The sequence below is a fragment of the Streptomyces venezuelae genome, from assembly GCF_008642315.1.
Classification (GTDB): domain Bacteria; phylum Actinomycetota; class Actinomycetes; order Streptomycetales; family Streptomycetaceae; genus Streptomyces; species Streptomyces venezuelae_D.
Window position 1 is genome coordinate 6128916 of sequence record NZ_CP029192.1, and the last position, 22167, is coordinate 6151082.

Annotated in this window: 14 protein-coding genes; 5 read left to right on the top strand and 9 right to left on the bottom strand. The window is 73.6% G+C overall.

From position 1 onward, the window contains the following. Window positions 1-127: 127 nt before the first annotated feature. The 3 genes from DEJ48_RS26865 to DEJ48_RS26875 all read left to right on the top strand — a co-directional run bounded on the left by DEJ48_RS26865 (window position 128) and on the right by DEJ48_RS26875 (window position 3396). Window positions 128-532, top strand: a complete 405-nt coding sequence (locus DEJ48_RS26865; RefSeq protein WP_150221420.1) for a molybdopterin-binding protein — start codon at window positions 128-130, stop codon at window positions 530-532. 76 nt (window positions 533-608) lie between these two features. After that, window positions 609-1406, top strand: a complete 798-nt coding sequence (modA, locus tag DEJ48_RS26870; RefSeq protein ID WP_150218808.1) for a molybdate ABC transporter substrate-binding protein — start codon at window positions 609-611, stop codon at window positions 1404-1406. Between the two features lie 7 nt (window positions 1407-1413). Continuing rightward, window positions 1414-3396 carry an ABC transporter permease gene (locus DEJ48_RS26875; RefSeq protein WP_150218809.1) on the top strand — a complete coding sequence of 661 codons (1983 nt, stop codon included), beginning with the start codon at window positions 1414-1416 and terminating at the stop codon, window positions 3394-3396. Window positions 3397-3418: 22 nt separating this feature from the next. Here the strand turns inward: DEJ48_RS26875 and DEJ48_RS26880 are convergent, their stop codons facing one another. The 5 genes from DEJ48_RS26880 to DEJ48_RS26900 all read right to left on the bottom strand — a co-directional run bounded on the left by DEJ48_RS26880 (window position 3419) and on the right by DEJ48_RS26900 (window position 13374). Further along, a complete protein-coding gene (locus DEJ48_RS26880) occupies window positions 3419-5005 on the bottom strand; it encodes a GAF domain-containing protein (protein ID WP_150221421.1) in 1587 nt (528 codons plus the stop codon). Between the two features lie 137 nt (window positions 5006-5142). After that, window positions 5143-6180, bottom strand: a complete 1038-nt coding sequence (locus DEJ48_RS26885; RefSeq protein WP_150218810.1) for a rod shape-determining protein — start codon at window positions 6178-6180, stop codon at window positions 5143-5145. 251 nt (window positions 6181-6431) lie between these two features. Beyond that, window positions 6432-10550: an SAV_2336 N-terminal domain-related protein gene (locus DEJ48_RS26890; protein WP_150218811.1), complete on the bottom strand. Its 4119-nt coding sequence runs from the start codon at window positions 10548-10550 to the stop codon at window positions 6432-6434. Then, window positions 10540-11649 (bottom strand): AAA family ATPase, encoded by a 1110-nt coding sequence (locus tag DEJ48_RS26895; RefSeq protein ID WP_150218812.1) that lies wholly within the window; start codon window positions 11647-11649, stop codon window positions 10540-10542. The genes DEJ48_RS26890 and DEJ48_RS26895 overlap by 11 nt, the downstream gene beginning before the upstream one ends. A 27-nt stretch (window positions 11650-11676) precedes the next feature. Next, window positions 11677-13374, bottom strand: coding sequence for a trypsin-like peptidase domain-containing protein (locus DEJ48_RS26900; protein ID WP_150218813.1), 1698 nt, complete (start codon window positions 13372-13374; stop codon window positions 11677-11679). A gap of 315 nt (window positions 13375-13689) precedes the next feature. Between DEJ48_RS26900 and DEJ48_RS26905 the strand changes: the two genes are divergently transcribed. Continuing rightward, a complete protein-coding gene (locus DEJ48_RS26905; protein WP_150218814.1) occupies window positions 13690-17370 on the top strand; it encodes a S8 family serine peptidase in 3681 nt (1226 codons plus the stop codon). 39 nt (window positions 17371-17409) lie between these two features. On the opposite strand, the gene DEJ48_RS26910 is transcribed toward DEJ48_RS26905, so the two are convergent. Further along, a complete protein-coding gene (locus DEJ48_RS26910; protein ID WP_190537610.1) occupies window positions 17410-17868 on the bottom strand; it encodes an ArsR/SmtB family transcription factor in 459 nt (152 codons plus the stop codon). Between the two features lie 240 nt (window positions 17869-18108). Between DEJ48_RS26910 and DEJ48_RS26915 the strand changes: the two genes are divergently transcribed. Beyond that, on the top strand, window positions 18109-18495 hold the full coding sequence (locus DEJ48_RS26915) for a peptidase inhibitor family I36 protein (protein ID WP_150218816.1): 387 nt from the start codon (window positions 18109-18111) through the stop codon (window positions 18493-18495). Window positions 18496-18607: 112 nt separating this feature from the next. Here the strand turns inward: DEJ48_RS26915 and DEJ48_RS26920 are convergent, their stop codons facing one another. The 3 genes from DEJ48_RS26920 to DEJ48_RS26930 form a co-directional block, all read right to left on the bottom strand. Then, window positions 18608-20059 (bottom strand): acyl-CoA synthetase, encoded by a 1452-nt coding sequence (locus DEJ48_RS26920; RefSeq protein ID WP_150218817.1) that lies wholly within the window; start codon window positions 20057-20059, stop codon window positions 18608-18610. 441 nt (window positions 20060-20500) lie between these two features. Then, window positions 20501-21592 (bottom strand): YeiH family protein, encoded by a 1092-nt coding sequence (locus DEJ48_RS26925; RefSeq protein ID WP_150218818.1) that lies wholly within the window; start codon window positions 21590-21592, stop codon window positions 20501-20503. Continuing rightward, entirely contained in the window at window positions 21592-22161 is a 570-nt protein-coding gene (locus DEJ48_RS26930) for a cysteine dioxygenase family protein (RefSeq protein ID WP_150218819.1), read from the bottom strand. Before DEJ48_RS26930 ends, DEJ48_RS26925 begins: the two co-directional genes overlap by 1 nt. Window positions 22162-22167 lie beyond the last annotated feature (6 nt).

The following is a 22167-nucleotide window of genomic DNA, read 5'->3' on the forward strand; positions in this document are numbered from 1 at the left end:
CCTGCGAGCGGGCGGGTGCGGTGCGGCTTGGAGGTTTCTCCAGGGGTGGGGGCGTGCGGGCGCATCTGCGATGGAGAACCGTCCCAACTTTTACAAATGCGAGGCGATCGCGCTTATCTTGTCGCATATGCAGTCCTACACAATCGGGCAGGCCGCCCGTCTGCTCGGAGTCAGCCCCGATACCGCTCGTCGTTGGGCCGATGCCGGGCGCGTCGCCACGCATCGGGATGAGGGCGGTCGGCGGCTCATCGACGGGCGGGATCTCGCCGCCTTCGCCGTTGAGGTCGGGCAGGGCGCGGGGGTGGGTGCGGGTGATGAGGATGTTTCGTACACCTCTGCGCGCAACGCCTTTCCCGGGATCGTCACCGCCGTGAAGCTCGGTGACGTCGCCGCGCAGGTCGAGATCCAGGCCGGGCCGCACCGGCTCGTCTCGCTGCTGACCCGCGAGGCGGTGGAGGAGCTCGGTCTTGAGGTCGGGGTCGAGGCCACCGCCCGGGTCAAGTCCACCAGCGTGCACATCGATCGTGCGTGAGCAGTGCGTGAGTAGTGCCTCAGTAGTGCCTTCGTGCGTCGCTTTGTCGTCTTCGTCTTTCGCCAGGAGCCGTGCCATGTCCCCGAAGTTCTCCGGCCGCACCGTCCGCCGCACCGTCGCCGCTGCCGCCACCGCCGCCCTGCTCGTTCCGCTCGCCGCCTGCGGCAGTGACGACGACAGCGACGGGAAGAAGGACGAGGGCGGGAAGGACGTCAGTCTCACCGTCCTCGCCGCCTCTTCCCTCACCGACGTTTTCGCCACCGCCGAGAAGTCGTACGAGAAGGAGCACCCGGGCACGAGGATCACCGTCTCCGCCGCCGGGTCGCAGGAGCTCGCCGCCCAGGTCAAGCAGGGGGCGCCCGCGGACGTGCTGGTGACCGCCGACACCAAGACCATGGACGGGCTCAAGGGCGAGACCGGCGAGCCCACCGTCATCGCCAAGAACCGGCTCGTCATCGCCACACGGGAAGGCAACCCGGAGAAGGTCAAGGAGCTCAAGGATCTTGCCGGCAGCAAGTTGAAGGTCGTTCTTGCCGATGACACCGTGCCCGTCGGGCGGTACAGCAAGCAGGTCCTCGACAAGCAGGGCGTCAGCGTGAAGCCCGTCTCCAAGGAAGCCAACGTCCGGTCCGTGCTCAGCAAGGTCGAGCTCGGGGAGGCCGACGCCGGGATCGTGTACAAGACCGATGCCGCCACCGCCCCCGACAAGGTGGACGCCGTCGAGATCCCCGACGCGCAGAACGCCGTCGCCTCCTACCCCGCCGCGACCCTCAAGGGTTCCAAGAACAGCGAGGCGGCCGCCGCGTTCGTGAAGTGGCTCAGCACGCCCGAGGCACAGAAGATGCTGCGGGACGCCGGGTTCCAGAAGCCGTAACGCACAGATGACCCGGCTCCGACCTCCGACCCGCGCGCGCCTGCGGTCCCGTGCGCCGCTCACGCTCGCCGTGCCCGCCCTGCTCGCCGTCGCCTTCCTGCTGATGCCGCTCGTCGGCATCCTGGCCCGGACCGAGTGGGGTGACCTCGGGAGCCACCTGACGGCTCCCGGGGTCACGCAGGCCCTGAAGCTCTCGCTGTTCGTGTCCTTCTGGGCGCTCGGGCTCTCGCTCCTGCTCGGGGTGCCGCTGGCCTGGCTGCTCGCGCGGGTGGAGTTCCGGGGCAAGGCGCTCGTACGGTCCCTCGTACTGCTGCCGATGGTGCTGCCGCCGACCGTCGGCGGTGTCGCGCTGCTCCTCGGCTTCGGGCGGCGCGGGCTGCTCGGGCCGTGGCTGGAGGACACGTTCGGGATCGTGCTGCCCTTCCACACCTCGGGGGCGGTGGTCGCGGCGACGTTCGTCGCCATGCCGTTCCTCGTCATCAGCCTGGAAGGCGCGCTGGGCGGGCTGCGGCCCGGGTTCGAGGAGACCGCGGCGTCGCTGGGGGCGTCGCCGGTACGGGTGTTCCTCACCGTCACCCTGCCGATGGTCGCCCCCGGGCTCGCCGCGGGAGCCGCGCTGACCTGGGCGCGGGCGCTCGGCGAGTTCGGGGCGACGATCACCTTCGCGGGGAACCTGCCGGGGACGACGCAGACCCTGCCCCTCCAGGTGTATCTGCTGTTGCAGGACTCCCCGGAGGCGGCGACTTCGTTGTCGTTGCTGCTGCTCGCCATCGCCATGGCCGTGTTGGTGGGGTTGCGGGGGCGGTGGACCGCGGGGGCGTCCGGGGGCGGTTCGGAGCGGCGGGTACGGGAGTCCGGGCGCGTCGGCGAGGACCGCGGTGAAGAAGGCGGCGGGCCGGGGGAGCCCGTGGAGTTCTCGGAACCGGCCGCGAAGGTCGCCCGTGCGGACGAGAAGTGGGCCCTGCACGCCGACGTCACCGGCTACAACCACCTCACCCTCGACGCCCGACCCGGCACCACCATCGCCGTCGTCGGACCCAACGGCGCGGGCAAGACCACACTCCTGCGCGCTCTCCTCGGCCTCACCCCGCGCGCCCACGCGGAGCTGCGGCTCGGCGAGCGCGACGTCACCGGTCTGCCCCCGCACCGGCGCGGGGTCGCCTGGGTGCCCCAGGAAGGGGCGCTCTTCCCGCACCTCAACGCGCTCCGCAACACCGCGTACGGACTGCGGGCGCAGGGCGTACGGCGTGCCGACGCCCGGCGCGAGGCGCAGGCCTGGCTCGACCGGCTCGGCGTCGGACACCTCGCGCACCGCAGGCCCGCCCAGCTCTCCGGAGGTCAGGCCCAGCGGGTCGCCCTGGCCCGCGCCCTGGCCGCCCGCCCCCGGCTGCTCCTCCTCGACGAGCCGCTCGCCGCGCTCGACCAGACCACCCGCGCCCACGTCCGGCACACCCTGCGCCGCCACCTCGACGGGTTCGGCGGCGTCTGCCTCATCGTCACGCACGACCCGGTCGAAGCCGTCTCGCTGGCGGACCGGGTCCTCGTGCTCGACGAAGGGCGTACGTTGCAGGACGCGCCGCCCACGGAGGTCACCCGGCATCCGCGCTCGCCCTGGGTGGCCCGCATGCTCGGCCGCAACGCCTGGCCCGGCACCGCCGCCGCCGACGGGACGCTCGCGCTGGCGGGGGAGGGGCGCCTGGTCGTCGCCGACCCGCTGGAGGAGGGTGCGCCCGCGCTCGCGGTCATCGCGCCGGAGGCCGTGTCCCTGCACCGCGAGAAGCCGGCGGGCAGCCCGCGCAACGTGTGGCCGGGCGTGGTGCGTGAGATCACCACGGCGGGCAGTCGGCTGCGTGTCCTCGTCACCTCGGGTGAGGCGCCCGACCTGGTCGCCGAGATCACTCCGCAGGCGGCGGTGGAGCTCGGGCTCGTGGAGGGCGCCGAGGTGTGGACGAGCGTGAAGGCCACGGAGGTTTCGGTGGTGGGGCTCTGAGGGGGTGCGGCGCCGCGGCGCGCTACAACGGGGCCTGCCACGTCGCCGTCGTGCCCGCCTCCACGCCGTCCGTGTCCCCGTCGTCGTACACCGTCAGCCGTACTCCTGAGCGGCCGTCCGGCAGCGTGGCCCGCGCGTCGACCGCGACGTCCACGCGTGTGACACCGGTGCGGCGGGACGTCGCGGCCAGGGCCCGGCGCAGGGCCGCGAGCAGGTGGCCCGCCGCCGGCTCCGTGACCCGGGCGTCGACGGCGCCCGCGAAGTGGACGGACGGCTGGATGCCGAGGACGGCGGACGCGCCCGCCGTCTCGCGCAGCACCTTGCCCCGGAACGTCGCGGGGGCGTCCGCGGGCGGCTGCTGGAGCGCGAAGATGGCCGTGCGGACCTCCTGGATCGTGGACTCCAGCTCGTCCACGGCGTGGTCGAGGGTCGACTCGACCTTGGTCGCCCTGGCCTTGCGGCGCGTGCCCTCCAGCATCATCCCGGTCGCGAAGAGGCGCTGGACGACGAGGTCGTGCAGGTCGCGGGCGATCCGGTCGCGGTCCTCGAAGACCGCGAGGCGTCGGCGGCTCTGCTGGGCGTCCGCGAGCACGAGGGCGAGCGCGGCCTGCGAGGCGAACTGCGTCGCGAGCAGGCGTTCGGCGGAGGTGTAGGCGGGGGCGCCGCGCCTGCGGGGGAGTGCGAGCGTGCCGATGAGCCGACCGCCCGCCTGCAGCGGCAGCATCATGCTCGGGCCGAAGCGGGCGCGCACGTGCGTGGTCATACGGGGGTCGGTGGCCGAGTCGTCGATGTACACGGGTTCGCCGCCGAGCAGCTGGGTCAGGACCGCGCTGCCGGGCTCGATCGTGGTGCCGATCAGATCGTTGTGGTGGGCTTCCCGGGTTTCCCGGGGGCTCTCGGTGCTCTGGGTGCTCTGAGTGCCGGTGCGTGTGGTGGGACGGGACGCGTCCGCGGGGGATCCGGACGGGCGTGACGTGCCGTCCCCCGTCGGCGCCCGACGGTGTGCCGACGCCCCCCACCCGTGCGGTTCCCCGTCCGTCGCCGCCGCGACGATGCGCATGCCGCCCGCCTCCGTGGGCTGCAGGATCACGCCCGCCGCCGCGCCCGCGAGGATCCGCGCCCGGTCCGCGACCGTCATCAGCGCGTCCGCCGCCGCCTCGCCGGTGAGCAGCGCCGTCGTGACCGCCGCCGCGCCCTCGATCCAGCGCTCCCGCTGCCGGGCCGCCTCGAACAGGCGGGCGTTGCCGATCGCGATGCCCGCCTGGCTCGCCAGGACCCTCAGGAGCTGGCGGTCCTCGTCGGTGAAGGGGCCGCCCCCGTCCTTCTCGGCGAGCAGCAGCGTGCCGAACGGGTCGTCGTGGACGTGGATCGGTACGTCGATGACGGTGCCGTCCGCGGTCGGGCGTACGCACGGCACGCCGTCCGGGTGGCGCCCGGGGCCGCCCGCCACGAACAGCTCGGCCGGGCCCCCGTGGCCGGGGGCGTCGACGGCCAGCGTGCCGAGCCCCGCCCCGGTCAGCCGGGCCGCGCTGTCCACGATGTGCTGCAGCGTCGCCTGGAGTTCGAGGTCCGTGCCGACGCTGAGGACGGCCTCCAGGATGGGCTGCATCGAGGGCTGCGGGATGTCCGTCTCTCCGGTGACGTCGGTGCTGCCGCCGCCTACGCCTTCGCCTGCGCCATCGTCATCGGGCATCTCGGTCACGTACGACGTACTCCATGGTCGAGGCGGGGACACGCGCCGGCCGGTCAGCCGGACAGGGGCGCCAGCGCCAGCGGCTGGATCTTGCCCTCAAGCATCGCACCGAGTCCCAGCACGGCACACACATCAGGCCGTTCCGCGATATGTACGGGCATTCCGGTCGCATCCCTCAGCATCTGGTCGAACCCCGGCAGCAGCGCGCTGCCGCCGACCATCATGATTCCGCGGTCCGCGAGGTCGGCCACCAGCTCCGGCGGGCAGTCGCGCAGCACCTTGCCGATGCCGTCGAGCACGGCGGTGAGCGGAGTATGGATGGCGTCGCGGACGGCGGCCGTGTCGACCTGGACGGAGCGGGCCAGGCCCGTCGCGACGTCCCTGCCGTGGATCTCCGTCGACTCCGGGCCCTGGGGCGTGAGGCCGTTGCCGCGCAGCGCGAGCTGGAGAGGACGTACGGACTGGGAGGGCAGCATCAGTTCGTGGTGGTGGCGCAGGTGCTGCACGATCGCGTTGTCGATGGCCTCGCCGCCGACGGGGATGCGTTCCGCGGTCACGATCGAGCCGAGGGAGAGGACCGCGACCTGCGTCGTGGCGGCGCCGCAGACGAGGATCATCGTCGCCTCGGGGCGCTCCACGGGGAGCCCGCAGCCGACGGCCGCCGCGATGAGCGTGTCGACGAGCTCCACGCGGCGCGCCCCGAGCCCGACCATCGTCTCGACGGCGGCGCGCTGGGCCAGCGGGTCCGCGTCGTGCGGCGTGCAGGCGGCGGCGCGCAGTCGGGGCTTGCGGCGCAGCGTGCGGCGGAGCTTCTCGCCGATCAGGTGCCGCAGCATGCGCTGGGCCATCTCGATGTCGACGACGGTGCCGCCGGAGACGGGGCGGACCACCCGGATGTAGCCGGGCGTACGTCCCGTCATCTGCTCGGCGAACTGGCCGACCGCGATGAGCGCGCCCGTGCGCGTGTTGACGGCGGCGGCGCTCGGCTGGTCGACGACGAGGCCCGCCCCCTTCACGTACACGCGGGTCCTCGCGGCTCCCAGGTCGACGGCGATGTGGCAGCGGCGCAACTGCTCCAGACTGACGGTCATGGCAGATCCTCCCGAGAGCGCAGACCGTACGGACCGTCGGACGACGGTCCTGTCTCGCATCGTGCGACGGACGAGCGCGGCCCGCGCGCTGAGCTGAGCCGGGCGGGGTGCCGCCGCACGGGTGGTGTTGGTACGGGTGGTGTTGGGGGCGTCGCAGGCGGGGCGGTGGTTCGGGCGAACGGTGCGGTGGTTCCAGTGGACCCGGAGGGGTTGCTACCGAAAAGGCGCGTACTCGCCGATCTGACGGGATTTCATACGCCCCGGCGTCCGTCTTTCGCGCGGAGGAGGTCGACAACCTCGCGCAAGGAGGTGACGGTACTGGAGACTCCGACGGACCGGAGATCCCGCGCCGAGCGGTTGTCGGGAGCATGGCCGACGAAGGGAATGCCCAGGGTCCGGGCGGCGACCGCCTCGTGCGGAGACGCCCCGAGCATCAGGCAGCGGTTCGGTGGCACGGCGAGCCGCTCCAGCGCCCGGCTCGGACACTCCGCGTCCGGCATCAGGCGCGTGATGTCCGCGGTACGGCCGTGGATTCCGCCGCGTGGGGCGGGGAGCCCCTGTGCTTCGAGGTATGTCGACACCGCCTCGTGCGAGGTGTCGGTGACGATGGCGACGGGACGGTTCGTGAGGAGGCCGTGGAGCGCGGCGCTGTGGGCCAGGGGCCTGGAGACGGCCGCGCGTTCCGTCTCCAGGGCGGTGAGGCGTGCGTGGAGTTCGGCGGCGTACCCCTGGTGGTGCGCGAGCGCCCGCAGCGCGTCCAGGGGGTGGGCGAGGTGGCCGTCGGTCACGGCGGCACTGCGCGAGTCCAGGAGCGGTACGCCGGACAGGGCGTCGTTCAGGCGGCGGTACTCGGTGACCACGGAGAGGAGGGAGAGCGTGGCCGCGCGCGCCGAGCGGCTCGGGAAGAGATGGGTGAAGACGCCGTCGAAGCCCAGCAGGAGCGGGGTGACCGCGGGCGGCGCCATGATCCAGCCGTACCAGTCGCCGGTGTCGGACAGCAGGCTGAAGGGAACGGAGCCCGCGAGCCCCCGCCGCGTGAGGTCCGTGTGCAGGGTGTCGGGGAGCACCACGATCGCCTGTCCCGTGCCGTCGAAGAGGTTCCGCAGGCGGTCGGGGAAGCGCGGGAGCCGGATGGCCGCCGGGTCCGTGGCCCGGCCCACCGTGACGGCGATGTCGAGCCGGGGCGGCGGCGTGCGCAGGGAGGGCAGCTCGTCCAGGAGGGCCGCCAGCAGTTCCACGGCGGGTACCCCGCACGCGACGGTCAGCGTCCAGTCGCGGGCGCCCGGCCGCAGGGAGAACTCTCCCGGACCGACGCCGATGCGCACCAGGAGACGCGAGACCGCCTTGCCGAGCTCGGCGACGGCCTTCGCCCGGCCCTCGGCCGCCACGCACTCGAAGAGCACGCGGATGTGCTGCTGTCCGGGGCTGTCGGGACCGTCAGGGCTGTCGGCCCCGGCGGGCGGCTCCTTCAGGGCGTGCAGGTTGTTCCGGAGGCGGTGGCGGAGCCGGTCGATCTCCACGCGGACGGCCCGCGCGGCAGGCCCGGGCACGCCGTCCAGGGGTTCGCCCTGCCAGAGGGAGTGGGCCTCCGTGACCCGCTGACGGGCCGTCCCCAGGTCGCCCGCCGCCCGCGCCCGCTCCGCCTCGGCGGCCAGCCGTCGGCAGCGGAACAGGTCGACGGCCTCGTCGTCCGGCGGCAGGCGCAGGGAGAACCCGCGGACGTCCTCGACCACCGGAATGCCCAGCTCGACGCGGATGGCGCTCAGGCAGGAGCTGATGAAGGAGCGGGTGGGGTCGGTGCGTTCGGCTGCCCACAGGCCCTCGGCCAGATCCGCGTACGAGAGGCTGGAGCCCTCCGCGAGCACCAGCATGCACAGCACCGCCAGGCTCTCCGGCGTCGTGGCCGGAAGGCGACTGCCGTCACGGAAGAACACCGGCGGCCCGAGCAGCGAGCAGGTGAGCTCCTGCGTCGGACGTGCGGTGCGGGACGCCAGCTTCGCCAGGCCGCGGCGCTGGCGTGGCAGGCGGCCGGACGCCAGGTCGAGCACGGCGGACGCCAGCATGGCCAGCGGCGTCTCCGGCCGGTCGATCGGCAGCCCGTGCCCCCGGTCCGCCGGTATGGTCGGCGCGCCCGTGTACGTCTCCTGGACGAGGCGCCCGAGGGCCAGCAGGTCGGCCTCGCGGGCGGCCGTGCCGTACGGGGTCAGCGTGCAGCCGCACAGGACCGGCCCCCGGTCCCGGGGGAGCCGCACCTGCTCGGCGGAGATCGCGCCGTGGACCATGCCCTGGGTGTGCAGGGCGGTGACGGCTTCGGCCAGCGGCACCACCAGCTGGAGAGCCATCTCGACCGGCAGCCCGCCGGGGTGCCCCAGGAGCAGCTCGTCCAGATTGCGGCCCGGTACGTACTCCAGGACCAGATAGGGGACTTCGCCGTCCATGCCGTGGTCGTGGACGGCGGCGACGTGCGGATGGTGGAACTGTTCCAGCCGTGCCGCCTCGTCGGCGAACGACGCGCGCACGGGGCCCGGCGCCGCGAGGAACCGCTGCACCACCACTACCTCACCGCCGTCCGCCAGGTCGTCCGCGAGCCACACCCCTTTGTCCCGCCCGATCTGCGCGATGCCCCGGTAGCGCCCGCCGAGCAGGTGGGGCCGCGCCCCGCCGAGCTGCCGGACGCTCTCCGGGGTGACGGTCGCGAACGCCTCGCCCGCGCCGCCTCCCACGCCCTCGCCCCCGCGCCCCGGTACGTGTGCCACCGCCCGCAGCTCGCCCGGTGCGACACCCGCCCGGTCGTCGATCAACCCGCCGATCTGGGCCAGGAGTTCGCGGGTCCGGTCGCGTGCCGTGCGCGGCAGGGTCCGCAGGAGCAGTTCGCGTACGCCGTCCCGGAAGTCGTACGCGCCCGGCGGGCCCTCCGGGGACTCGGCGAGCATGCCGCTGAGGATCACCTCGGCCAGATGCTGCGGCCGAGGGTGCCTCTCGACCGCACGGTGGACCAGTCGCATGACCGGCAACTGTGTTTCGCCGAGCGCGAGATGACCGGCCAGGCGGAACGCTTCGGGTGAGGCGGTGGAGCGGAAGCGGAGTACGAGCTCCTCGGCGGTGAGGCGGGTGAGGTCCTCGCGGGGGGTGGGGCCCGCGGGCGGTGCGGCGGTTCGCGATGGTGTCGCGGGGCTCGGCGTCAACCAGCCGACAGATCCGGGGAGTTGGGTGCCGCCCGGGTCGGTGACCAGTGCCGCCCAGTTCGCGAGCCAGTTCGCCGCCGGTTCCAGGACGGGCAGCGGCAGGGCGTCCTCGGGGCGTGGCTCTTCGAGGACGTCGTAGGCGGTGAACGCGAGGGCGGCGGAAGGGGCCGCGGGGTGCGGTGCGGACAGCAGGCCGGGGGTCGTCGGCAGGGCGGTGGTGCGCCACAGGCGTTCGGGGAGCGGCTGGACGACGGCCAGCGGCATGCGTGCCGCCCAGCGGTGCAGCGTGTGGTGCCAGCGGACGGCGCCGGGGCCCTCGCGCCACTGGGGGCCCATGCAGTCGCTGATCACCAGGATGACGGTGCGGCCGTCGGCGGGCACGGACGCGGCGCGGGCCGGGACCGTGCCGTCGGGCGCCGCGCGGTGGAGTTCGACCGTGCGGAACACGCCGGACTGGGCGAGCGCGGTGTGCAGTTCCCGGACGAGCGGCCGCCACATGGGCATCGTGGCTCCGCCGTCGTGCACGACGCAGAGCCGGAGCCAGCGCTCCGGGGCCGGTCCGAGGACCGGCAGCCACCCCTGCGGCTGCCCGCCGAGCAGGGCGATGCGGTGGGCGGTGGCCTCCTCGTCGAGGAACCGTCCGGTGGGCGAGGGGACGTAGCGCTTGAGCGGGCGCACCGCGCGTTGCAGGGCGAGCGGGTGGGCGAGCATCGGCGGGACGGGCACGTGCAGGGGGATGCGACGGGTGCCGGAGGCCGGTGGGCGCGGTGCGGACAGAGGGAGGGGGGAGGAGGGCGGGGGTGGTGCCGTGTGGCTGTCGGGCGGGGGCTCAGGGGGGCGGGGCACGCGGAGCGGGCGGTGTGAGCGGGTCGCGAGGTGCAGCGGGATGCGGTCGTCGGTGGGTGGTGGAGCGCTGTCGGCCGACGGCGACAGGCCGGGCTCCGGGCGGGGTGCGGGGTCCGGTTCGGGGGCCGGGGGCACGGTGCGTTCGGACGGATCCGAGGGGTGGGTCTCGGCCGGGGCCGGGGGTGGAGGCGCGGCCGGGGGCGGGGGCAAGTGCGCCGCCAGCCACAGGAGTTCCGCCAGTTCGGTCGGGGTGAGGTGACGTGACCCGCCCGACGCGTCGGCCAGCAGCCCGGCGAGGTGTGCGGCCTCGCCGGGGCGCGGAGGCCGGTCAGAAGGCATTGCGGCCCGTGTCGGTGGCCGTCGACAGGTAGGGCATCAACTGCTGCGCCAGCTCGTCCCGTGAGGCGGCGTCGAGCCCCGCGGCGCCGGTCAGGTAGATGGCGTTGAGGAGCTGGTCGGTGGCGAGTTCGCCGCCGGCGCCGCGTTCCAGGAAGCGGGTGATGAGGTCGCGGGCGTAGGCGTCGGGCTCGCCCAGGTGGGCGCGGACGATCTCTTCCAGGTGCTCGTCGCGCGGCTGGCGCAGGCGCAGGGTGACGCAGCGGCGCAGGAAGGCGGGCGGGAACTCGCGCTCCCCGTTGCTGGTGAGGACGACGAAGGGGAAGGCGCGGCAGCGGACGCGCCCCTTCTCGACCGTGACCGGGGTGTCGGTGCCGTCCGTGAGGAGGGTCGCGCGCGGGGTGCGTTTGGCGGTCCGCAGCAGCTCGGGGATCTCGTACTGGCCCTCCTCCAGGATGTTCAGGAGGTCGTTGGGGAGGTCCAGGTCGCTCTTGTCGATCTCGTCGATGAGGAGGGCGCGGGGGCGGGCGTAGGGCAGGAGGGCGGTGCCCAGAGGGCCGAGCCGCAGGTGGTCGGCGACGCCCGCGGGGTCCGGCCGGTCGCGGCCGTCCTCGTTCGAGGCGGCGCCCTGGCGTGGGGTCTGTGGTGCGTGCGGGGTGCGTGGGGCGACCGGTGTTTGCGGACGGGCCCTGGCCTCGTCCCGTGCGGCCCGCCCCGCCGCGTACAACCGGGACAGCGGGTCGTACTGATAGAGCGCGTCGTGCAGCGTGCTGCGACTCGTGATGTTCCAGCGCAGCACCGGGCCGAGCCGCAGCTCACGGGCGACCGCGTACGCGAGGCTCGACTTGCCGCTGCCGGGTGGGCCCGTGACCAGGAGCGGTCGCCTCAAGTAGAGCGCGGCGTTGACGAGTTGGACCGCCTGGTCGGTGGCGCGGTAGGTGCGGGCCCGGTGGGCGCGGTCGGGCGAGGTGGTGGCTCCGTCGTCCGCGGGGGTCTCCAGGGCGGGGCCGCCGTCGAAGGCGCGCCAGGGCGGGGGCGGCGGCAGGTTGGAGACGCCGTCGTGGGGCGCTGCCCTGCCGGTGTAGACGGGCCACTGGCTCATGGGGTTCTCCGGGTGGGGTGCGGGCGCTCAGCGGGTGACGGGGGAGAGGTGCGGGGCGGCGGCCGCGTCGGGGAAGCAGCGCGGGTCGTCCCACAGGAGCTGGACGTCCCTCGCCCAGTGCCGCTCGGGGGCGTCGGACGCCTCCGCGCTCTCGCGCAGGGCGAGGACGTGCCGGGGCAGCTCGGCAGGGGGCAGACCGTCGAGGTACACGGCGAGCCGGTCGAGGAAGTCCGTCCCGGCGCAGCCGTCCGTCATGGTGTGGTCGCCGTGCTCGCACCCGGTGCGCGGCCACACCAGGATGGGCGCGGGCGCGTTCAGGGACGCCTCGAAGTGGGGCCGGACGCGGGGCGCGGTCGGGGCCGCGGCGAAGCCCGCCAGGTCCGCCTCGTCCCGACGCAGCAGGAAGCGCAGCTTGCCCGGCTTCTCGCAGGGGCCGCACTCGACGCGGTGCAGGGTCGCCGAGGGACGGCCGCCGAGCCGCTCCCACTTGCGGGCGAGCTGGTGGCGCAGTCCACCGGTGCGCCGGGAGCGTTCGGTCACGACGAGGGGGTACGAGCAGCCGAGCGGCGTCGGGTCGTCGGCGCTGCGCTGCCAGTCCGCCACGGGCTCGTTCAGCCATTCGCGTGGCAGTACGAAGGCGATCAACTCGTCGGCTCCGGACGGGAGGTGCCAGAAGGCCTTCTCGATGTGCTCCTGGACGTGGGCCCGCACCTCGCTCCGGTGCAGGGTGCGCGAGTCGACCGGGTGGCGGCGGCCCTCGCGGTGGGCGGAGACGGCCACGAGGACCTGGTCGGCGTCGCCGCCGCTGTGCTCGATCTCGACGAGGATGGGCGCCCACGCGGGACCCGCCGCCGGGTGGGCGGCCGGGGCGGGACCCGCCGGGGTGTCGAGCAGCGCCGCGAGCCGGTCGGCGAAGCGCGTCGCGGCGTCCGGGTCCTCGACCTCCCAGAGCAGGTACCAGGCGGCGGCCCACAGCGAGCCGAAGCCGCCCTGCGGGACCGGCGGGCCGAACGGTCCCGCGGCGTCCAGGTACAGCCGCTCGGGGTCGCGGCCGAACTCCGAGCCCGTGGCCTTCCCGACCAGTTCGCGCAGCCGCTCCGCGGTCGTCGGCGGGTGTACCGGGGTGCGGACCAGCTCGGTGAGGCGCGGCCAGTAGCGGGACATGACGGAGGTGGGCAGCATCCGGCCGCTGAGGATGTCGGGCGCGCCGTCCGCCGCCGACAGCATGCCGACGACCCGGCCGGTGTCGGCGAGGGCGACCGCGGCACCGCTGAACCCGGGCGCGAGACGCTGGCCGTGGGCGCTCCACGCCTCCAGCTGGACCCACTCGCTCGCGATCAACTGGGCCGCGGTGGCGCGGTACTCGGCGATCGTGCCTTCGTCGTACCCGCGCGGGAAGCCGTACACGATCAGGCGCGGCCGCGGTTCGCCGTACGCGTCGCCGGGCGCCGCGAACTCGGCGGGGGCGAGCGGCACCGGGCCGTCCAGTTCCAGCACGGCGAGGTCGCCGGGGTCGTCGTGGCGGCCCTGCCAGTCGTCGGTGCCGCTCACCGTGGCGTGGACGGGGGCCAGCTCCCTGTGGTGCGGGAAGGTGACGGCGACGGGGTGGCGTCCGTGGTCCCGGACGACGTGCGCGCAGGTGAGGACGTGCCGCTCCGTGACGAGGAAGCCCGCGCCGACCTCGCCGCCGCAGTCGATGCGGGCGTGCCAGGAGGCGTTCTTCATGGCGTACGTGCCTGCCGGGTCGCAGCACGCGACGAACTGCCCATCGTGTCCCCCCGTTGAGCCCGTGCGGTCGCCGTCGACCGGTCGCCCGGTCCGGCTTCCGTATTCTCGCGGACGGCATGTGCGACTGTCATCCGCCTTCGTGACGTTCGGCGGGCCGGGCGCGGTGTTCCGCCACGGGCGTCCGATGGCGGGTAGTCCCTGTGGCGGCTTCCCGCCATGCCGCGTCAACTCCTCTGCACCACAGGGCCCCTGACACTTTTCGCAGCACTCGGGCACCACCCCCGCCCGGGTCCGACGAAGAGAGGCAGCCCCATGACCAGAGCCCCCGTGCGGCGAAGAGCCGCGCTCGTGGCCGCCGCCGGTCTCGCGTTCGCCCTGCTTCCCGCCGGGCAGGGCGCCGCCGCCGACGACACGTCCGCGGTCACCCGCACCGCCGATGCAGCCCGCCCCGCCGATGCCGCCCACACCGTCACCCTGATCACCGGGGACAAGGTCACCGTCACCCGGCTCCCCGGCGGGCGGCAGACCGTCACCGTGGACCGGCCCGCCGGGGCGAGCGGGGCCGTGCGCAGTCAGGTCGTCGACGGGCACGTCACCGTCGTGCCGGACGAGGCCCGGCCGTATCTGGGCTCCGGGGTCCTCGACGAGCGGCTCTTCGACGTGACCGGGCTGATCCGGCAAGGGCTCGCGGACCGGGGCGGGGCCGCCGCCGAGCTGCCCCTCATCGTCACGTACGACAAGCAGGCGCGGGGCGCCCGACAGCTGCCGCGCGGCGTCGAAAAGGTGCGCTCTCTCGAGAGCGTCGGTGGCGTCGCCGTCAGCACGGAGCGTCCCGGCGCTCTCTGGCGGGCCGTACGCGCCGAGGGGTCCGGCATCGACAAGGTGTGGCTCGACGGCCGCGTCCGGGCCGACATGGCGCGGAGCAACGAGCAGATCGGCACGCCCGAGGCCTGGGACGCAGGGCTCACCGGCAAGGGCGTCAAGGTCGCCGTCCTCGACACCGGGTTCGACGGGGAGCATCCGGATCTGAAGGGGCGCGTCGGCGAGAGCAGGAGCTTCATACCGGGTGAGGAGGTCGCCGACCGCAACGGGCACGGCACGCACGTCGCCTCCACCGTCGGCGGCAGCGGCGCCGCCTCCGAGGGCGGCAAGGAGAAGGGCGTAGCGCCCGGCGCCTCCCTCGCCGTCGGCAAGGTGCTCAGCGACGAGGGCTTCGGCAGTGAGTCGGAGATCATCGCCGGCATGGAGTGGGCGGCCGAGGACATCGACGCCAAGGTCGTTTCCATGAGCCTCGGCTCGTCCGAGGCGAGCGACGGCACCGACCCGATGGCCGCCGCCGTCGACTCCCTCTCCGCGAAGACCGGCGCCCTCTTCGTCATCGCCGCGGGCAACACGGGCGCGCCCTCCTCCATCGGCTCGCCCGGCGCCGCCGACTCCGCGCTGACCGTCGGCGCCGTCGACTCCGCGGACGAGGCCGCGTACTTCACGAGCCAGGGCCCGCGCGTCGGCGACCACGCGCTGAAGCCCGACCTGTCGGCGCCCGGCGTCGACATCCTCGCCGCCCGCTCCCGGCTCACGGAGGGCGAGGGCTTCTACACCGAGATGAGCGGTACGTCGATGGCGACGCCGCACGTCGCGGGCGTCGCCGCCCTCCTCGCCGAGCGCCACCCCGACTGGACCGGCGCGCAGCTCAAGGACGCCCTGATGTCCAGCTCCCGTCAAGCGGACGCGTCTGCCTACGAGTTGGGCTCGGGGCGCGTCAGCGTGCCCGACGCCGTCGGCTCCCGCGTCACCGCCACCGGCAGCGCCGACCTCGGCTTCTACGGCTGGCCCTACGAGGACAACAAGCCGGTCGAGCGGACTCTCACCTACCGCAACTCCAGTGACAGCGAGGTCGAGTTGAGTCTCGCCGCGCACGGGGCCGCCCACGGCGTCGTCACGCTCGCCGACGCGACTCTCACCGTCCCCGCCCACGGCACCGCCTCGACCACCGTCACCGGCGACGGCTCGAAGGCGCCCGTCGGGAACAGCAGCGGGGCCGTCGTCGCGACCACGGGCGGCAAGGAGGTGGCGCACACCGCGTTCGGCCTGGTCAAGGAAGAGGAGCGGTACACCCTCACCGTCCACGTCAAGGACCGCGACGGAGCCGCGTCCCCCGCCGACCTCGTCGTGCAGCAACTCGCCGAAGGAACCGAGCCGTTCCCGGCCGCCGTCGACGACTCCGGCACGCTGAAGCTCCGCCTGAAGCCCGGCACGTACGCCCTGTCGACCTTCCTCGACGTGCGTGGCGGCAAGGGCGACGACTCCCTCGGCCTCGGCTTCCTCGCCGACCCGCAGGTCCGCCTCGACCGGGACCGCGCCATCACCCTGGACGGGCGCACGCTCCGCGAGATCAAGGCCGACGTGGGCCGGCGCACCGAGACCCGGCAGCTGCTCATGGAGTACGACCGCAAGGCCGGCGGCGCCGACCTCATGGGCGCCGTCCAGGTGCCCGTCAAGTACGACAGCGTCTTCGCCGCGCCCACCGAGAAGGTCACCGAAGGCAGCTTCGAGTACCGCACGGTGTGGCGGCTCGGCAAGCCCCTCGTGGACGTGAAGGGCCTGCGCGAGGCCGTCGCCCAGCCGGGCGGGACGATCGCCGAGGGGCGGGAGAAGTGGGCGCTCGTCGACGCCGGTGACGGGACGCCGGCCGCGTACGAGGGCAAGGACGTCCGCGGCAAGGCCGTCGTCGTGCGCCGCACGGACGCGGTCACCCCGGCGCAGCTGGGACAGGCCGCGCAGGACGCGGGTGCGCGGGCACTGTTCGTGACGGACGACCGGCCGGGCCGCCTCAACGCCTGGTTCGGCACGGACGACAACGGCGACCGGCCGCTGCAGATCGCCACGGTCGATGCCGCGGACGGGGCCCGGCTCATCGCCGCGGCGAAGACGGGGAAACGGATCGAGAGCACCGGGACCGTCAACACCCCCTATGTGTACGACCTTTCGGAAGGGCATGAAGGGGCTGTCCCCAGGAGGGACCTCACGTACGAACCCACCAAGCGTGAACTCGCCACGCTGGACACGAAGTTCCACGCCGTGAAGCCCGCGGCGGGCGGCGAGTTCCGCTACTCCGTCACCGACACCTTCCCCATCGGCTTCGGCTTCCAGGAGAAGGTCGACCTCTCGGCCGAGCGCACCGAGTACGTCTCCATGGGCAGGGACCAGCTGTGGCACGAGTCGGTGTCCACCGGGCCCGGCGCGCTGGAGGAGCGCAGCGGTCTGGTCGCCTACCAGGGCGGCAGGCGCACCGGTCTCGACTGGTTCAAGCCGGTCCTGCACCCGTGGCTCGGCACCGGGCTCGGCTGGGGCCAGACGCGCAGCGGCAACGACCTGGCGTTCAACGTGCCGGGCTGGGGCGACTCGGGACCCGACCACACCGGCTTCGGCGACGTCTGGAACGAGGAGTCGATGACGCAGGTCAGCGAGGTCTTCGTGGACGGCGTGAGCGCCGACCGGCGCAAGAGCTCCGGCGTGTACGTGTGGGACGCGGACCCCGCCGAGCACACGTACAAGGTCGTCACCGACACGACGCTGGACCCCGAGCGCTGGCAGCTCGCGACGAAGGGCCACGCCGAGTGGACCTTCAGGTCCAAGGAGACCCCCGCGGACGAGAAGACGTTCCTGCCGCTGCTCAACCTCGGCTTCGACGTGGACACGGACCTCGCGGGCACGGTGCGGGGCGGCCGGACCGTCGACGTCGGGATCTTCGCCGAGTACGTGAAGGGGGCGGCGGACACCGGTGCCATCGGGCGCGGCAAGCTCTCCGTCTCGTACGACGAGGGGAAGATCTGGCGGGACGTGCGCCTGCACCGGGACGGGGGGAAGGCCGCCTGGGAGGGCGAGGTGAAGGTGCCGCGCGACGCCCGGTCGGTGTCCTTGCGGGCCTCGGCGGGCGACGACCGGGGCGGGGCCGTTTCCCAGGAGATCATCCGGGCGGTGGGGGTGCGGTAGCGCTGCTCGCCGGTGCCCGGTGGCCGCGTCGTCCCGTCCTCAGGCGGGGAGGCGCGGCTGTCGGCCGTTCAGGAGGGCGATGCCGAGCGGGGTGATCGTGTGCAGCGTGGTGTTGCGGTGGCGTCGGCTGTGGATGAGTGCCGCCTGGCGCAGCGCCGCGAGGTGACGGCTGCAGTTGGGCGGGCTGGTGTGGGCCCGCCGGGCCAGCTCGCCGGTGGTGGAGGTGCCGTCCGCGGCGGCCTCCAGGAGTCGGGCGCGTACGACGCCGAGGAGCTTCGCCGAGGTCTGCAGTGACGCGGAACGGTCACGGAGGCGAATGGGGTCGGTCCAGCCGGCCTCGTGTTCGATGGGGTAGAGCAGGACGGGCGGCAGCAGGGGGTCGAAGAGGCTCGTCGGCCGGTAGCGGCAGAAGAACGAGGGCTGGAGGATCAGGCCGCGCCCTCCACGGGCCGAAGACGACGCTGGTATCGCGCCGGTGCAGGCTGATGGACAACTCACAGAGCGGGTCGGGAGCTTCGGCGAGCACGGTGCGGGCCAGATCCTCGCCGGTGAAGTGGATCCGCAGCACCTGTCCACCTCCGAACAGGGAGTTTGCGCTCAGACGCACAGTCGTGGCGAGTGCGGGGGCGGGGCGGTCAGACTCGTTCCCGGGGCCGACGGATGCGCCCAAGGTATGCATCTCGCCCAGGGCGCGGCAAGCGGCCTCCAAGCCAACCGTTTCTCGAAGGGGGTAGCAGCATGCGCATGACCAACGGGGTCGCGGCTGTGATCGGAAGTGTCGTGCTGGCCGGTGGTCTCCTGGCCGGCACGGGCACGGCCGGAGCCGTCGGAAAGGCGGAGGTCTCTCCGCAGGCCCGGGCGGACTGCCCGAGCAAATTCTTCTGCGTCTGGGCCGGCAAGAACTACACGGGGCGTATGCAGAAGGTGCAGTACAACAACGCTGACCTCACCCCCTACGTGGTCTTCCAGGGCTTCAAGTCCTGGTACAACCACGGGGCTTCCTGCGACTACAGGTGGTACGGGGAGAAGAACTACCGCGGGAACACGGGCGTCGTTTCCCAGGGTTCCTACGGGACCGGCGACGCGGTCTGGCACCAGAAGTCCAACAAGTGGGTGAACTGCTGAGCGCAGGCCCGTCGGTGTGACGCGGGGGCGGCCGTCACCCGCCCCGACGGCCCCTCGTCCGCCCGCGCGGGCGGACGAGGGGCCGGTCATGGTCGCGGTGTGGTGGCGAGGGTCAGGAATCGGTCAGCGCACGCTTCATGATCTTGCCCATGTCGTTGCGCGGCAGGGCCTCCAGGTACCGCACCACCCGGGGGCGCTTGTGCGGGGCCAGGGATGCGGCCACGTGGTCGGCCAGGTCGGTCAGGGACGGCGGGGTGTCCGGCCGGGCGGGGACCACCCAGGCCACGATGCGTTCGCCGAGGTCGGGGTCCGGTTCCCCGGTGACCGCGGCCTCCCGTACCCCCTCGTGGGCGAGGAGCGCGTTCTCGATCTCGCCCGCGCCGATCTTGTAGCCGCCGCTCTTGATGAGGTCGGTGGCCTTGCGGCCGACGATGCGCACATATCCGTCGGGGTCCCGCACCGCCATGTCGCCGGTGCGGAACCAGCCGCCGGGCGCGAAGGCCGCCGCGGTCGCGTCCGGGCGGTTCAGGTACTCCGTGAACAGGTTCGGGCCGCGCACCTGGATCTCGCCCACCGCCTCCGGGCCGTCCGCCGCCGCCTCCTCGCCCGCCTCGTCCACCAGGCGCAGCTCGACGCCGGGCAACGGCACGCCGACCGTGCCCGCGCGCGGCTCGCCGTCCGCGCGGACGCTGGTGTTCATCAGTGTCTCCGTCATGCCGTACCGCTCGACGACGTGGCGGCCCGTGGCGGCGGCGATGCGCTCGTGGTCGTGGACAGGCAGCGCCGCCGAGCCGGACACGAGGAGGCGCGCACCGGCAAGGGCCTTCGCGAGCTTCGGGTCGTCCGGCAGGGCCTCCGCGATCCGGTGGTACATCGTCGGCACCCCGAACAGCATGGTCGCCCCCGCGCCGAGCTCGCGCGTCACGCCCTCGGTGCCGAACCGGCCCAGGTGTCGCACGGAGCCGCCGCGCCGCAGCGGGCCCAGCGTGCCGAGGATCAGGCCGTGCACGTGGAAGAGGGGCAGGCCGTGCACCAGGACGTCGTCGCCGGTCCACTGCCAGGCGTCCTCCAGTGCGTCCAGGGTGGCGGCGATCGCGCGGCGGGGCAGGACGGCGCCCTTGGGCGGGCCCGTGGTGCCGGAGGTGTAGACGATCAGGGCGGGCGATTCCGGGGCCGGTTCGGCGGGGGAGGGGGCGGGGTGCGGACCGCCGGTCTCGTGTACGTCGATGTCGTGCCGGTCCAATGCCGCGAGCGCGGGCGGGAGTTCCGCCCCCGGCTCCGCGAGCACCAGCGTCGGCGCGCTGTCGCGCACGATGTGCGTGAGTTCGGAGTCGCCCGACTTCGGGTTGAGCGGTACGGCCGGTACGCCCGCGAGCAGTGCCGCGACCACGCCCACCGCCGTCTCCAGGGACGGTGTCGCCCAGACGGCGACCCGCCCGGCGTCACGCAGCCTCAGGGCCAAGGAGGCGGCGGTCGACGCCAGTTCGGGGTAGGTCAGGGAGCGTTCGCCGAACCGGAGTGCCTCGCCGCGCGCGGTGTCCAGGGCCGGGAAGAGGGGATCCACGTGTCGTACTCCTCGTTGTCGTCGTCTGCACCGGTGTCAGGAGAGTCTTACGCCGATGAGGGGGCAGACGCGACATACGGCGACGCCGCCTCCCCTGGGACGGGGGAGGCGGCGTCGCTGCGGATGGTGCGGGTGACGTCAGACGAGCCAGCCCAGGAAGTGGGCGAGACCGGCGACGACGTCAGTGATGAGGTTCATGGTGGTGCTTCTCCTTGTGGGACTTTCAGGGATGCTCGGGACCTGGATCCGGGTCCGACTCCCCGGCCTTGTATGGGACATGGACCGGGGGACGCGGTAACGTTCTGCAGTCCGTCGCTCGCGCACCGTAAGCATCGTCAATCACGTGCGCCCCGCGCAATTCCTGAGGCGACGATCACCTGTTCCAGGGAACAACTGCCCAGCCGTTCGCATCAGTTGTTCGGATCGCGCCGAGTGCGTCCCTCAGTACGTCAGCACCACACCCACGTACGAGATCCCCGCGATCACACCCCACGAGACCAGGCCGAGTGCCGCGACCCGGCCGCCCGTGCGCGTCAGCGACGGCAGGTCGACCGCGCTGCCGAGGCCGAACAGGGCGGCGGCCAGCAGGAGTTCCTGTACCGTCCCTGCCGCGTCGATCGCGCCGCCGGGCAGCCATCCGGTCGTGCGCAGCGCCACCATGGCGAGGAAACCGACGACGAAGAGCGGCACCAGAGGCGGTCGCTTGGCCCCGGCCGTTCCCGCCCCCGCGGCCCCCTCGGTCGAACCGCGTCCCTGCCGGCGCGCCCGTACCGAGAGGGCCACCGCCGCGACGAGCGGCGCGAGCAGGGCGACCCGCATCAGCTTGACGAGGACCGCGTCGCCCAGCGCCCCCGCACCCGCGGTCTGCGCCGTCGCCACGACCTGGCCCACGTCGTGCACGCTCGCCCCGACCCAGCGCCCGAACTCCGCGTCGCTGAGCCCCAACGGGTGCTGCAGCAGCGGCAGTACGGCGATGGCGAGCGTGCCGCACAAGGTCACCAGCGCCACCGAGGTGGCCGTGTCCCGCTCGTCGCTCTCCGACACCTCGCTGACCGCGCCGATCGCGGAGGCGCCGCAGATCGAGTAGCCGGTGGCGATCAGCAGCGGCTGGTCGCCGCGCAGCCCCATCCGGCGGCCCAGCCACCACGTGCCGAGGAAGGTCACCGCGACCACGCAGAGGACCATCCCCACCGAGGCCCAGCCGAGCCCCAGCACGTCGTCCAGGCTCAGCTTCAGGCCGAGCAGCACCACGCCGACCCGCATCAGCCGCTTGCCCGCGAACGTCAGGCCCGCCTTGCCGGAGCCGCGCACGAACGCGTGCGCCGCACCCGGCACATGGGCCGCCGCGATGCCGAGGACCACGGCCACGGTGAGCATCGGAACGCCCGGCACGAGGTGGTGCACGGCCCAGGCGACGGCGACACCGGCCGCCGCGAGCGCCAGGCCCGGCAGCTTGCGCGGAGTGCGCCGCGGGGGCGGGGACGGCAGGGGACGGTTGCGGGACCTGCCGGTACGCTCCCCGAGCAGCGCCATTACCGGTCGGCCGGGAGTTCGTACACGCGACGGACGCTGCTGCCCAGGCGGGCTATGTCGGCGCCGTAGATGTGGATCGATATCGCGAGCGTGCCGCAGGCGTTCCACACCCGGTGGATGTCGCCGGGCGGCGCGAATCCGCACACCGAGCCCCGCGGGTTGACGACGTCCTCCGTGGCGACGAGGCGGGCCGCGCCGCCGGTCCCCGCGGCGGGCACCAGGCGGTAGCGCCGCTCCTGCTCCTCGCCCTCGTGCACGCCCGTGACGCACCACGACACGTGGTCGTGAATGGAGGTCCGCTGCCCGGGCAGCCAGACCAGCGCCACGATCGAGAAGCTGCCGTCGTGCTCGGCGTGCAGGACGTGCTGGCGGTACTTCTCGGGGTCGCCCTCGCGCTGTTCGTCGGTGAGCAGGTCGGCGGAGCCGAGGTGGGGGGCGAGCCGTTCGCCGACCAGGTACGCGGTCAGGTCGGGAGGCAGGCCGCGCCCCACGGCCTCGCGCACGTCTGCGACGAGGGTGTCGAGGCGCTCTGTGGTCCGGGCGGCCCGGTACGCGGTCGGAGTGCTCATACCGGC

Bases quoted from the DNA above. Each gene is read 5' to 3' on its own strand.
- DEJ48_RS26890 (WP_150218811.1), bottom strand. From the start codon at position 10,550: ATGCCTTCTGACCGGCCTCCGCGCCCCGGCGAGGCCGCACACCTCGCC.
- DEJ48_RS26915 (WP_150218816.1), top strand. From the start codon at position 18,109: ATGCGCATGACCAACGGGGTCGCGGCTGTGATCGGAAGTGTCGTGCTG.
- DEJ48_RS26925 (WP_150218818.1), bottom strand. From the start codon at position 21,592: ATGGCGCTGCTCGGGGAGCGTACCGGCAGGTCCCGCAACCGTCCCCTG.
- DEJ48_RS26885 (WP_150218810.1), bottom strand. From the start codon at position 6,180: ATGACCGTCAGTCTGGAGCAGTTGCGCCGCTGCCACATCGCCGTCGAC.
- DEJ48_RS26895 (WP_150218812.1), bottom strand. From the start codon at position 11,649: ATGAGCCAGTGGCCCGTCTACACCGGCAGGGCAGCGCCCCACGACGGC.
- DEJ48_RS26880 (WP_150221421.1), bottom strand. From the start codon at position 5,005: ATGCAGCCCATCCTGGAGGCCGTCCTCAGCGTCGGCACGGACCTCGAA.
- DEJ48_RS26930 (WP_150218819.1), bottom strand. From the start codon at position 22,161: ATGAGCACTCCGACCGCGTACCGGGCCGCCCGGACCACAGAGCGCCTC.
- DEJ48_RS26905 (WP_150218814.1), top strand. From the start codon at position 13,690: ATGACCAGAGCCCCCGTGCGGCGAAGAGCCGCGCTCGTGGCCGCCGCC.
- modA (WP_150218808.1), top strand. From the start codon at position 609: ATGTCCCCGAAGTTCTCCGGCCGCACCGTCCGCCGCACCGTCGCCGCT.
- DEJ48_RS26865 (WP_150221420.1), top strand. From the start codon at position 128: ATGCAGTCCTACACAATCGGGCAGGCCGCCCGTCTGCTCGGAGTCAGC.
- DEJ48_RS26875 (WP_150218809.1), top strand. From the start codon at position 1,414: ATGACCCGGCTCCGACCTCCGACCCGCGCGCGCCTGCGGTCCCGTGCG.
- DEJ48_RS26900 (WP_150218813.1), bottom strand. From the start codon at position 13,374: ATGAAGAACGCCTCCTGGCACGCCCGCATCGACTGCGGCGGCGAGGTC.